At 28.4% G+C, this 14,560-nt stretch carries 8 protein-coding genes; 1 reads left to right on the forward strand and 7 read right to left on the reverse strand.

Features of this window, described 5'->3' with window-relative positions; all coding sequences use genetic code 11:
• Positions 1–37: 37 nt before the first annotated feature.
• The 5 genes from ACJDU8_RS11100 to ACJDU8_RS11120 form a co-directional block, all read right to left on the reverse strand.
• A complete protein-coding gene (locus tag ACJDU8_RS11100; RefSeq protein WP_406792223.1) occupies positions 38–901 on the reverse strand; it encodes a phospholipase D-like domain-containing protein in 864 nt (287 codons plus the stop codon).
• A complete protein-coding gene (locus tag ACJDU8_RS11105; RefSeq protein WP_406792224.1) occupies positions 891–2,801 on the reverse strand; it encodes a hypothetical protein in 1,911 nt (636 codons plus the stop codon). The genes ACJDU8_RS11100 and ACJDU8_RS11105 overlap by 11 nt, the downstream gene beginning before the upstream one ends.
• Before the next feature lie 11 nt (positions 2,802–2,812).
• A complete protein-coding gene (locus ACJDU8_RS11110) occupies positions 2,813–6,367 on the reverse strand; it encodes a DEAD/DEAH box helicase (protein WP_406792225.1) in 3,555 nt (1,184 codons plus the stop codon).
• Entirely contained in the window at positions 6,360–9,098 is a 2,739-nt protein-coding gene (locus ACJDU8_RS11115) for a DrmE family protein (protein ID WP_406792226.1), read from the reverse strand. Before ACJDU8_RS11115 ends, ACJDU8_RS11110 begins: the two co-directional genes overlap by 8 nt.
• 151 nt (positions 9,099–9,249) lie before the next feature.
• Positions 9,250–10,509, reverse strand: a complete 1,260-nt coding sequence (locus ACJDU8_RS11120; protein WP_406792227.1) for a DNA methyltransferase — start codon at positions 10,507–10,509, stop codon at positions 9,250–9,252.
• Between the two features lie 239 nt (positions 10,510–10,748).
• Here ACJDU8_RS11120 and ACJDU8_RS11125 point away from each other — a divergent pair, with 239 nt between their 5' ends.
• Entirely contained in the window at positions 10,749–11,072 is a 324-nt protein-coding gene (locus ACJDU8_RS11125) for a ribbon-helix-helix domain-containing protein (RefSeq protein ID WP_406792228.1), read from the forward strand.
• 18 nt (positions 11,073–11,090) lie between these two features.
• Here the strand turns inward: ACJDU8_RS11125 and ACJDU8_RS11130 are convergent, their stop codons facing one another.
• Together ACJDU8_RS11130 and ACJDU8_RS11135 are read right to left on the reverse strand one after the other, a co-directional pair.
• The gene (locus ACJDU8_RS11130; protein WP_406792229.1) at positions 11,091–12,623 is read right to left on the reverse strand and encodes a Tn7-like element transposition protein TnsE; all 1,533 of its coding nucleotides are present in this window, start codon (positions 12,621–12,623) and stop codon (positions 11,091–11,093) included.
• Positions 12,620–14,515 carry a TnsD family Tn7-like transposition protein gene (locus ACJDU8_RS11135; protein WP_406792230.1) on the reverse strand — a complete coding sequence of 632 codons (1,896 nt, stop codon included), beginning with the start codon at positions 14,513–14,515 and terminating at the stop codon, positions 12,620–12,622. The genes ACJDU8_RS11130 and ACJDU8_RS11135 overlap by 4 nt, the downstream gene beginning before the upstream one ends.
• Positions 14,516–14,560 lie beyond the last annotated feature (45 nt).

Genomic DNA, 14,560 nt, shown 5'->3' on the forward strand with positions numbered 1-14,560 from the left:
CCCTCATTTGTAAAATTCACTCTTATAATTTTTATATTTAAATTTTTATTATGTTAAAAAAGCCTTGTCTTATTAAGTAATCTATGAGAACTTCTAGAATCCTAGCATTTTGTTTGCTTAATTCTAGACCTACTTCTAATTGGTCCGTAAAACCTCTTTTACTAAAATTAGCAGATCCCATATATCCCCTTTCACCATCTGCCAATAGAATTTTTGCATGAAAAAATAATTGTGAGTTTTCATAACTTGAACTAGCTTCAAAAATTCTAATATTGTTATTTTTACTAGTACATTTCAAATTCTTCACAAAAGTATTCATAGCATTCTTATTAATTTTAGTCTGAACATTATCAACAATAATATCAATTCTAACATTACTCTTCTCTTTTAGGAGGGATTTAAAGCTTGCCATCAACTGTTCAACTCCCTTACTTGAATAGTATGGAAAGCAAAGTATTATTCTCGTTTTTGTACTACAAATTAAATCCAATATGTAGTTATTTAAATACCTAAACTCTTTTGCAATACTAAATGGAATATCTAGTTTTCGTGGCTTTGTCCACAATAATTTCTGTTCATAAGAACATATTCTATCTCTATTAATGCTACTCATAACCTTCAATACTTCAAAAACTCTTTGTAATTCCAACTCATCTCTAATTAAATATTTCTGTTTCCTTGATTCAATCAAATCACATTCTGTTAATAATCTAAATAATGTATCAATAATATTTTTATCAATAGATACACTACATAGTTCTTTCCATTCTTCTTTACTAAATCCCTGGTTTTTAATAGCATATAAGTATCTAAAAATTCCTGCCCATTCAATAATATACTTATCAATTAGTCTATTGTTAATAAACTCATATAATTCTTCAAATTTATTACTATACTTCATTTTTCCACCTGTACATTAGAACATCTACTTCCTTTGAGAAATATCCATATATGTACTTATTTTCATCATAATCTTCAATTACCCCACCAATTAAAATATTTCTACTAATAGCATAGTTGAAATATTTGCATGAAAATTTAACATACATACATGCATGGCAGGCTCCTTTATGTTCATGACACACAGGATCATATAAGCAACTTTGCATTTTATCATAATTTATTCTTAACCATTTTTCTAAGTCATTTTCAAAAGCTGAAACCAAACATCCCATTCCACCTTGAAGTTTGGAAACATAAATCGCAAAGCTTAAAGCCGAAGGGAATAGATATTCAGATATACTATCAATATCCAGCCCTAATATAGTTTTCCCTGATTGTAGTAATGTATGAACATAAGAATGGATTAACCTAAAAATCATTATAGTTGATAACATTTTTTTATCATTCTTAAAATCTTTCGCCTTTTCATCTACAATAATTTTTTCATCAATTCCAAACTTAGTGCTACTATATATTATAGCATGAGCTTCCTCCACTGTACTGCACTTATCTTTTTGAAAATCAATAAAATTATTTACCTTCAGCCATGCAAACACTCTAATAGGATCCAATTTAAAAATAATTGCTTCATTTTCACTTTTTAATACAGGTATTACTACATGATCTCTTTCATTTATCCTCTGCTTAAAAGGATTTAAAATTGCCTTGGTTTTATCATAAAATTTTCTTGTATACCCTATGGCCATGGTTAAAATGGGCAATTTTTCTAATATCATTGCTGTTTCTATTCCCATCTTTTTGAGTCGATAACTAGTTTCTGAATAGCTAGTTATTAATAAACTGTTTTTTTTATTTTTAGCCTCCTCTATTTTATCTTCAACCATTTCTCCATGATTTTCATACCAAGCAAAAATAAATTCATGTAAGGCTCTATCCTCTATAACATTTCGGGTATTAACTAAATTATTACATAAAATGTCTATTTCTTTCTTTACAGCATTAGTATTATTAAATGATGCCCCTCCTAATTTTAATATGATTTTCTTTTCTTCATCATTTGTGGCTTTACTTAACATTTCATGAATTACATCAGAATCTTTAGTTCCATTATAATTCTTAGAAAAATCACTTAAATTAATGCTTTTCAAGCGAAACAAACCTGCTAATTGTATATACGGAAAATCTTCATTTTTCTTTCGTGTAGTTAATGTATCATTTTTTAAATTCACAAATGTTAACATATGAGGATAATATATATCCCCTTGGGCCATATGTTTTCCTCCTATTAATCTATTCATGCCTTTAGCTATAGGTAATCTTGTTATTTTGAACCCTAACTCCCCTTTTATTTGATCATTTTTATAATTATACCAGCTTGCTGTAGTAAATCGTCTCGTATCTAGCATCCTAATACCATCATATTTTCCCTTCCATGTATTAGATTTATTTGTCGGTACTTTTAATTGTTGTATATCCCCATTTTCATGTACTAATACATAAGGATACTGCTTTAGCTGACCCTTTCCACAATATTCACATTTAAGTTCTGGGTTTCTAGATTTTATCATATCTATACTTTCATAAGAATGGATATTACCACATTCACTATTATTACAATAAAAAACTAAAGGAAATAACTCACACATAACACCCTTTATCTCTGCTAAATAATACATATTGTCTCTTTGAGGATATAAATTATACTCTAAATCCCTATTTATATCCCATGAAGCAACAAACTTCTTAACCTCATTAAGTAAATCTTCACTCACCTCTACTGGTGATAAAACTAAGTCGTGAATTTTAAACCAATATCCTTCCTCTAAAAAAGTAGCACCTGGTAAATACTTGAAAAAAATTTGACTTTTAGCTCTTTTCATTCTTAAATTTACACCCATTAATTTACCTCCTAAGCTTTGTTTTTATTTACAGCACTCATTATAATAGACGTTTTAGTATTAGGTTCAATCTCTATTCCTTCTTCAATATCACGAAAACTTGTTATTGGATTAAGTACATTATAATCTTTTAGTTTCAAATTCTCTTGTGAAGCATTAATTATATATTCCTTTTCATCAAAAATATAATCAATAGCCTCATTTGCTTTTTCCGTTGCTATTAATGAAAAATACGGATTATCTGTTCCAATTATTCTTTTAAGTTGATCTTTTATTTCCTCTCGTATATTATTTCCTTTAGCTATTTCATTTGAAATATAATCTTTAAATTCTTTACAATTGTAAATAGTTCTTTTATGCTTTTGCGAATGAACACACATAAGTAAACCTGATAGTAATCCTGGAATACTTTTTTCAATAGCCTTCACCGAAAGTCTATTGATTGGTACTGGATCCACTAATCTATCCATAAACTCATGATTTTGAATGAAATATTGATATTGAGAGCGTTCCCGGAGTTCGCTGGATTTAAATATTGCAAAAACTATACCAGCATGAGTTCGCGCCGATCTACTACTCGCCTGAATATATTCTGCTTGCTTAGACGGCATACCCGCCATAAATAAACAATTAATCCTTTCTAGATCCACCCCATGACTAATAAGGCTTGTAGCTATTAGAACATGAAGTTTGTCATTATAATTAATCTTATAATTCTCAGATTCAATTCTATCTATTGTATCAACTATCTTATCCATGTCATTATCCCCAGTTAATAGTTGAACATCTAGATCTAGAGACTGATTCAAATTTCTTTTTAAATCAATATTTACATTTTCATTAATTCTACGTTGAACATCATATGCAGTTGTTTTTTGGTTTACATATATTACAGATAAATCATACATTGAGAGTAATTTTATGAACTTTTCCTGACTATCAATGCTCTTAAAATTAAACTTTTTCCAAATATCCTTGGATTTTAAGTATAAATTTTGAATCTCTTTATTATACAAGTATAGACATCTACCAACTATCTCATCTTGAGATCTTGTATGTGGTAATATTCCTATATAGAGTCTTCTATCAATTTTAGGCATACTTGTAGCATAAAAAGATTCACCTTTTTTATAACCCATAGAAGGATATTTTCTTGGCTGCCTTAAATACAGATGATTTATATGTCTTTCATATGATTCTATTGTGGCAGTTGCAGCAATTATTTTAGGTAAATGGTAGTTTTCTCTTCCAAACGTCCTAGCAAATTCACTTAATGCACCTTCATAGTGACCGTTTAATACACCCAAATCTTCTTTTAATAAATGCAATTCATCCTGTATAAATAAAGTAGGATTTGGATCATAAAATTGTTCTAATATAGCTGACTTTTTTAACTTAACAATCTTTTCCGTGCAACCATCTTGATCTCCATATCTATCATAACTCCCTACTATGCATCTATCTGATAAATATCCATGTTTAGAACAATATCCAGTAACCTGGCCAAATATATGAGAAAATTCTCTATACCTTGATAAGATAGCAAGTTTATCAACAGTTCCACATAAAACACTAGGTACAAACCTATATACTTCTGAATCTGTTATGTAAATTGGCAACATTCCTTTTAATATTTTACTTTTAGAAACAAAACACTTAGCATTGGTACATTTATGCACTAACCTCCAACTTCCTTGATCAAAATCTAATTCTAAGTTGGAACCACATTTAGGACATTTGTGAATTAACATAGCTTTCTTTTTAGACCTTGAACTCATCAAATATTTTTTATACCTGTCCTTACTAATAAAATTAGCTGTATTAGAAGAACCCGCAAAGAAGCCTATAGAGAATGCTCTACCTAACTTGGACAAAATCTCATCATTTTCTCTATACTCTTCTGCAAAAATTAAAATTCTTGCTAATCTATCAAGTTGTTGTTTTGATAACATCCTTAAAGGAAATCTAATCCATGCACTACATCCTGTTTTTTTCCCTCTTAATCTATCATAAAAAAGATTACATACGATTAATCCCAAATAGGCCTCTGTTTTTCCTCCACCCGTAGGAAACCAAAGTACATCTGCATAATTTAAAGATTCAATAATCTCATTCCTTTTAAGATCACTTTTAGAAACTTCTCTAGCGTATAAACTTGGTATAATTCTAATGATAAATACTATCTGAAATAATCTCCACTCTGTATATTTTCCTTCTCCTGCGTTCATAAATACCTTATTCATATTTATAAATGCATCCATAAGTCTTTTATCTTGGTTCAAAGCATATAATCCCAATTCAAAAGACTTTATTTCATCTTCAAATTCATTTTTTTCCTTTATACACTGCTTTATCTCCCCAGCATTTAAGGTATGATTACTATCTCCCTTTTTCGCAATATAACTTTCCCAACACATTAAGTACCTTTTCATTTGAATACACAGTTCGTTTAAGCTTTTATTTATACTACCTTTTTGTGTTAATTCCTTAAAACTTATTGATAGATCTGTTCTTGTCCTATATAAACTTTGAAAAAATCTTGGTATTACTTCCGTTCTTATACTATTATTAGCATTTTTATCTCTTAATCCAACACAATTTATTCCTTTAACCTCATAACTTTTATCATATTTGTAATCCCTTGGAGCTCCTTCAAACTCAAAAGGAATGATTTTTCCATCACTAATACTTATCGAGAAATTACAATCATAAAACTCTAATGCATGTCCATTCAATTTCACATTTCCATCATTTTGGGGTATAGCTGTATTATTTACAAGTGTAGTAATAATTCTATAACATTCTTCACCTTCTAAAGTTTTATATGAACGAGCATTTACATTTAAATATGCATTCCATACAGGAATATTTACTTCCGTATCCCCTATACTTTCTATCCACTTTTTATATTGCTCATCATTCTCACTTAATTCCTTTATTTCGACTGCTCCTAGTCTTGTTATTTTCGATGGCTTGACAGAAAATATACTTTTCCACCTTTTTGCACAACTTATTTTCTCATTAATTAAATCGCTAAAAGAAATTTTTAATTCTTTGTGTCCTGCTTCTAAATCAAATTTAATATTAATCCCTTCAAAATTCACCTTAACAACCTGATATTTTTGTAATAACTTTATTCCTTTATCTTTAGAAAATTCTTTAGCTTTTTTCTTTTTACAGTTTTCTATATTATCCTTACTATAATCTTCTACTTCACCATTATCTTCATTTTTGTAATTATTATCCTTTAAAAATGTTAAGTAACCAATTTGTTCTTTAAATTCCGGAAAAACTCGTACGTAAATATTGAATGAACCAGATATTTCTATATTGACTTTTTCTCCTTTTGGTTTTACTAAATATTCTAATCCCATACTATAATTCTTAGATAAATTTTTTACGTAATCTTCATTATATGGAAATAAAACTCCTGCAAAAAACTTTTTTGAAGGTTCTTCACCCAAAACCACGCTTTCTTTTCTTCCTAATAGTCCTTCAGATACAATATTACTTAAATAATTAACCAATGTTATCTCATCTTGAACAGTGTCATCATTTTTATTCAATTGTAATTCCCCCTCGCGAATAAAATATCGAAAAATTTTTATAATTAAGTTTCTTATCACTTATATATTGATCAACCCAAAATACCTTTTCTTGATCAATATTTTCAATTTCAAACAAGTCTATTGACTTAGAAATTTCAGATGTATTTATTATAATTCCATGACCTAATTTCACCCATTTCCCACCGCCCTCCACATGCTTTTCAGCAATGTATTTATTGATAATTTTAATAATTTCCTTGCCTAACTTTATATGAATACTCCATAAAATTCTCATTGATTTATAAATTATATTTACTTTATCTAAATATTCTTTTTCTCCTAATATTTTTGCTACAGCAAAAATATTTTTCTTGTTTTTTATCAAAGTAACTGTTCCATTAATCCAGTTTGATATACTAATAATCGTTTTAATATCTCCACCATTTTGATTAATTTCATATAAGATCTTTTCATACACAGCATTTTTATATCTTTCTCCCAAACAAAATTTATGCCAAAGCATCGTCACCATTTGTTTCCATTCATTTGAATTTATCTTTATAAATTTAATAACTAAAGCATCTGTTGATAAATCTAGTATTTCACTAAATAGTTCTCTTTTCTTGTCCTTTCTTAACCTAATCCAAATATCACCTTTCCTAATCTCCATTATATTTAATTTATGCATCTCATTACCTGTCTTCTCTTTTATATTCAATTCATTATACATAGGTATTAAGAAAATACTCTTTTCTTTGGTTCTAATATCAACGGTCTCAACTTTAACACATTTTATTTTTTCCACAGGGTCTATAATTGAATCATTTCTATTTGAACTATAATTTAGTTTTTTTCCCAATGCATGTGTTTTCTCTTTATCAAACATTCTAAGTAGACTATCATTGCTTATAATAAAATCTAAATCTGGATTTGATTCATTCGTTTTTTTATCTATTTTCACATTTGAGTATTTTGTAAAAAAATCTACTTTTTTTACTTTCTTATCACTTTGATATATCGGACGTAAATCTCCAATTTCAAAGAACTTGTCCATTGATTGTTTAAAATCTCTTATATAAGTGGCATTAATATTAGTTATTTGTTGTATTTGATACTCAACTAATCTTAATTCATATTCCATTGAAATAAATTTAATATTTACATTTCTATTAAAATAAAAATAACTGAAATATTTTTTTTGAATTGGATTAGGTAATATAACTATATGGAATTTATTTGGTAAATTATCATTTAATATTCTTACTTGATTGTTTACCCATTCCTTTTGCGTTATAGCTTCAACTTTTTTTAGATATTCTGTGTCTAATTTAAAATTAAATTTCAACCAGATTTTGAATTCCTTACAGCAAATTTCATCTGTCAATAGAATTAATATTCTCCTATTTTTTTCGATTAATTCTGTTTTTAAAATTGAAATAATAGCTTCATACTTTGGCATAACTGTATTTTGTTTTAGTATTTGATATAATCGCCTTATCTGAAATAATAATGAGCGTAAAACTTGAACATTATATTCTTCATTTATAAACGCATATTTTTCACAAAAATTTATTTGTTGTTCTATTGTATATCTTCCTTGGAGTAAGCAGGCTTTCTCATACCAATGTATAGGAATTACCAAACCTGTTATAAGTTTGACTAGATTATATAGCTTAATAAAATGACTATTGCCTTTAAAATTAAAATATTTAAATATTGAATATATATCTAACAATTGTTTATCAATTATCTTAACTCCCTTAATATTTACAATCTCAAAATTATCTTTCATTAAAAAATACTTGAGTGAAGAGCTTAAACTCCATGACGTGGTTAATGACTTTTTCTGCTCCATCTTATTTACATTAATTAATCTATTTAGACTTTGTAGATTATAAAAATCTAATGGTATTAAATTATTTATTTTTTCTGAAATTTTGTTGTATAATTTATATTCATATAATGGTGCAATAATAATTACATGTTTTGCAAGATTTTTTGCCCATTCAATTAATTCTGAAGCTTTATTCCTATGTTTTAAGGGCAATAAATCTAAAACCACAATTTCCGGACTTTTTTCTAATTTATTTGGAAAATTACTTCGAAAAGCTTTATATATACAGATCCAAGGTAAAGTACCATCTTCATAATTACTTTGTCTCTTATCCTTCTCTAATATAACTTTTTTAAACTTTCCTGCTTCAAGTGTATATATTGGAATAAAGTTTCTCAAATTAACTTTATTGACTTGAAGACTCCATATATGTGACAATAGTTCTTTATTATCACTTACTATTAATATACCTTTTTCATGTTCAATCTTAACTAAATCACTTTTAACTAAATTATTCATTATATGATTTATTATTATGTGATACGAAAGTAGCAGTGGATATGAAAATATTATAGGAGGTATAAATAATGCCATATCACCTTTGTTTCTATGAATTTTTGACAAAGAATATGCCTTCAAAGACACTGTAACAGTAAAATTATCAATATCATATAACTTTATTTTAGTGGAAAAATTATTTTTCTCATCTTTAAATAACTGTATACCATGACTAATATCTTCTACTAAACAATATTTATCATTATTCATCATTAATCTTCCTAAATCTTGCTTGGCATAATCAAAAAATCCATACCAATTAGAATCTGTTTGTAAATCATATTTAAAATCACATGTTTGTGCTTTCAATATTTTTATTATTTTCTCTTTATCATAACTTAATAAAGCATCTCCCATAAAAAAACCTTCTTTGTATATTTCGATACATTTATTTTATATTTTATTTAACAAAATATCAAATAAATAACACATTTTCTTCATATTTTCTTCATACATTCTTAAATTTCTTACTTTTATAATAAAAAAGATTAAGAAGTCACTATACCTCTTAATCTTCATAGCAAAAAATTTTTTCAAAATCTTTTCGCTTTGTGTATTTAGGTTCTCTCGCCTCACCTTTTGAAAGTACTAAAATCCTATCAATCTTAGTTGCTTGACCCTTTCTTTGCTTTCCCCATATTTTAGTAACCTTTGAATTACCTTTAATCTTATCCTCAATTATTGCTCGACAATTCAAAATAGTTCCCTTTTCTTGAGTGTATTTCCAAACCTCTTCAGCAAGATTTATATATTTACCACCATATTCAAATACATCTCCAATCACTATTACCGCTAGAGAATTGTTTTTTAATACCCTTTCCCAGCTAATAATTGTATCCGACATAAACTCCAAATATTCCTCTTTTTTTAAATCATCACTTAACTTTATATTTTCACTAGATGCATATGCATTTTTTATCCTTAACTCATCATCAACCTCATGACTTTCTTTATCTAACATCCATAGCCTAATCCAATTATATTTACCATAATTAATAAGTTTTAAATACGGAGGACTTGTAACTATTAAGTCTACTGATTCATCTCTTATTAATCCTCTAGCATTACAAACTGTTCTTGCATTTCTTTTGTATACTTTACCTTTTACAGGTAAAGATTTATTTTTATACAATGTTAACACCCTACTTTTTAATAATTGAAACACGTTTTGCCTCAATTTTTGTAATTTATGCTCTCTTATAAAATTTCTCACATAATTTGGTGACATAGAAAATGTATTAGGCATATCTATTGATAGATATATTGACGTTCCATCCTTTCTATGTTTACCATGCATTATTCCCAAAAGCATAGCCATGATAAATCTATCTGTACTATTTTGTATATTTAAAGTGTTTTTTAAATATACGAGCATAGGTAGTGTCACTTCTTCATCATATAACATCCTAATATTAGGATCTACATTAAATATACTTGTTTTTTTATAATTTTCTTGTAATTTATCTATTCTTCTTACAACCCTCCCATATGTCGGAATATCAATCTTTGCTCCAGTTAAAACTTGTGCTAACGGGTTTAAATCATTTCCAATTCCTATTCTTTTATTTAAACATGCTTCTAGTGGAGTGGTTCCTCTCCCACAGAATGGGTCAAAAACAACATCTCCAACTTCTGTAAATTGCTTTATAAAATAATGCGGTAATGAGGGAGGAAACATAGCTAAGTATGAACACATTCCATGCAATGAATGTCCCCATCTTCTATTTTTAAGCTTCCAAACAGGTCTATACCACAATGGTTGTACCATGATTCATCAATCTCCTTAATAATATCAATTATACTCTATTTAAATTCAATCTCAAAATAATATTCTTACCACTTTAATTATATTATACCACATTTTCTGTACATTGTACAGATTATTCTAGGTATTTTTACTGTATATTGTACAGTATATATTGCTATTTTTTTCTGTATATAATACAGATTTTTATTGAAACACCCGATCCGATATTGTATAATCTTTATGTATTGAGGTGATTACATATGAATGCTAGAAATAGAATTCGAATAAATGAAAATATAGATGAAAAGCTGCTAGATAAATTACAGCTCTATTCTGAGTCACTTGACTTCCCTAAAAGTAGAATTGTGGAAGAAGGGATAAGATATATTCTTAAACAAAAAATTAGTCCAAGAAAAAAAAGTGCCAACAGAAAAGCTATAAATTTAACTATAAATAGCGAGTTATGGAGCAAATTAAAAGCCTATTCTGAGCTCAATAATTATAAGCTTGTACACTTACTTGAAACAGCTATTAAATATTCATTGAAAAAATTCAAACCTCATTTAACCTCTTTAAGTGATTAATTCTATTATTACTTATATTTAAAACATCAATTTTCTATATACACCCTTTTCTCTATATTTATAAGACATTTTTATATGTCTTTTTCTATATATCTTAATATTCTTTATCTCAATATTACGTATAACTTCATTGCTCCATGTCCCACTATCATTAACCAACTTCATCAGCAATCTACTATAAATTGCCCCCCAATTAACCCTACAATTTGCCTTTAATATCAACATTGATAATGCCCTATTTTCCCTCTCAACATCAATTAAGCTAATCTCTCTTCCGTCACTCTTAATAGCTTGTCCAATGGCATATTTTCTTCTAGTAATTCCATCATTGAGTCTAGAAAATCTCTTTCCTCTTTTACCCTCTGGTAGTTCTCCAATAATTATATTAACCTTTTTTACGTCCTTTCTCTTTTCTAAAAGCTTCAATACCTCAACAAACTCTGCCAATTCACCTTTTTCCTCAACTTTATCTATACTTGTAAATTCTAATCCTCTAATTATTTCTTCTCCACCGACATCTGCTGTTGTTCTTAAATGGTCATCCTCCAAGATATATTTCTTAGTATTTTCATCTTCAACTTTTCTTGTTATTCTAAGACCTTTTTTCTTTTTATTTATCTGAGGAAGTTTTTCATATTCATGCTCTATTAATGAAGTGTCTATTTCCTCTGAAGTTTTTGTTGATCCATCACCTTCTGAAGTTAGTTCTCTATTTGAATTGGAGTTTTTATTGACATATTTTCTTATCTTCACCTGATTACTACCTTTAGTTTCTTCCAAGCTTGGATGATATATGTTTATTTCCTCAACATTAATTCTTTTTCTTTTCAAAGCTAGTATTTCCAGTATCTTAGTATAGTTATTTTTTCTTTCTACTCTCGCTCTTATATTAAAATTCTCCAATAAGAAATCAAACTTTAGCTCTCCGAACTGCCACATATTTTGTCCTATTTTATTAAACATTTTTAATGCATTAATATTTGTTAACAGCCAGGCTAAATGATTTATCTTATCCGACTTTAAGAGCCTTTGCTCATATTCATAAGTGAAATGTACATCAAGATTTCTCCCATTCAAATCATATGTAAAATAGTTATCAAAGCTATCCATTTCTAGTATTCTGTACAACAAAAACTTGCTTGGCGCTAAAACAGTCCTTATTACTTCAATTATGGGTATTGTATATAATTCACCCTTGCTAAAAAAGCTGAATGTTTTTGATTTTGTTCTATCTTTAAAGCCCCTACCCCAAACCTCCCAAGGTCTTTCTCTATATTCTATCTTATTAGCCTTTAAGTTTATATCTACGACCTCACTATTTTCTGCTTCTTCTGCATTGCTTAAATCGCCATCTATATAACACTTTTCAGCAACTAGAAAATGAATACTAGCCCAATCAACTATTATTTTTCTAGTATATTTACTACCCTTAAAATATGCATTAACCATCCATTTATTATTTTGTTTAAAGGGTTCTCCTATCCAAATTAATTTGACACGTTCTCCCTTTTCAAAAGGCCACCCTTTTATTTTTGTTTCTCTTTTGTTCATTTCCTATCCTCCATATTTATGTACTTCTGTAATTTCCCCGTTAACTTTTTAAAGACTTCATTTCTAATTGCTGCCTTCCTTTGAACCTCCCAAAGCTTTATAGGCTCTTCTTCCTTAAGCTTTTTATCAATTACTTGCTTGCATCTTCTAATCTGAAATTGCTCTACACTCTCAGTTATTTCATCTAAATATTCCTTTGTTTTAGGCAATTTATCTATTTTTTTATCTAACATAGCACGTAAACCTATTGCTTTTCCTATGCTTGACTTTGTTATTCTAATTGACTTTTTTTCGCTTAGCATTTCTTTCTTCTTTGCTGATATTAAGCTTTTAATTTCAATATCCCTTTTATCCCAATCTACTCTTTCCTTATTATTTTTATTTCTTTTAGCTCTAGGTATAGCTTCAGGAAGCTTATTATAAAGCCAATCTTTATCATGCCTATATAACCAAATATATTGTTTCTTTAAATTGTTTCTAATCTGCTGTCTTGTACAGCCTTCATTATTTTTTATAAAATTGTCAACATCATTTTTATAAATACCTTCAAATCTTGTATTTGTTTTCTCAATTCTTCCTTTTAGTTCACGGTTCACAGCTTCTGTATTTATAGAAGAAAGCAATTCTAGCTTATTAGCATACTTTATAGCCGTTTTAGCATCACATCCCATGACGTTACTAATTTCCCTTACTCCATATTTTCTACTGCTAAGTAACCTTTTTAGTTTATTTTCCCACGTAGCTCCGAAGCATTTAACTCTTCCGATCTTATATTTATCCTTTTCTGTTTTATCTGGTCCTTTTCTTGAATACACAAAACCACATGAACAATTGAAGGTTCCGACAGGTACTCTGGTTTTGTAATCTTCAGTTATTTTTAAATCTCTAACTACCCTCTTTCCATAGTGATCAGCAGCTTTGTTTAAACATAACCAAGGGCCTTTTCCGAAAGGATTGTACTTGTAGTTTATTTCTTTAAAAAATTGTGATATATCCGTTTGTAAGAAATTTATCAATAACAAGTGTCTAACTGGATGAACTGTTCTGCTTCCCTTTCTAGTAGCTATCTTTAACCAATTAAATTCATCGTCAATATCTATAGTTGATTCCATTAAACCTAAAAATTCTTCACCATAAAAGCTCATGAATTCTTCATTCAATTTCATTTGCCTAATTCTGCCGCTGGAGCTTGCTAAATCTCTTTCGTATAATAAATTCTTATACTTTTCATATACATTTTCCTTAGAAAGCTTATTAAAATCTTGATTTAGTAAGTAATACGCATCTTTAGCTAATTTCAATAATTTATCCTGATACTTATCCTTTTCTGTTTTTCTTTCATTCAAGTCTAGTAAATTTTCATCAAGCCTTATATATTGAAGTCTGCTAACCTCCAGTTTGCTTATAGGATACCTCTTTAGCTTAACTTCATGCTTATGACATTCCATTATCCCTTGAAGCTGATGTTCTCTATGAATATATGCTTCACCGTACTTTTCTGTATCACCTTTTGCGCAAAGCGGACAATAATAAATGCCCTCCTTAACACATATGCTGCCAGCTATTATTCCAATCTTTGTATAAAGTCCATTTCCATCCTCAAGCTTTATTTCCTTCAATATTTGCTTCTTTCTTTTGCTAGGCAAAAATGGGCTATAAAATGGAAACATAGTGTGTTTATTAATAATGTAATCGGATGTATATTTGCCACCTAAATTTTTAGTCAAAGATTCTATATTGCTTCCTATTTCAAAACTAGGTATAATTGTTCTTTTCCCAAATAGCTCCTCTAAAATATCTTTATAATCTATGTTTCCTGTATAGTAGTGATATCTTGCAATTGCTGAATATATTAATTCGTCCTTGTAAGGGTCAGTAAAAAAATACAGCATTTCAGTTTTCTCCTTTGTTATACACTTTTAAACCGCCCATCCCTC

This window comes from Candidatus Clostridium eludens (assembly GCF_045310515.1).
GTDB lineage: Bacteria > Bacillota > Clostridia > Clostridiales > Clostridiaceae > Clostridium_B > Clostridium_B eludens.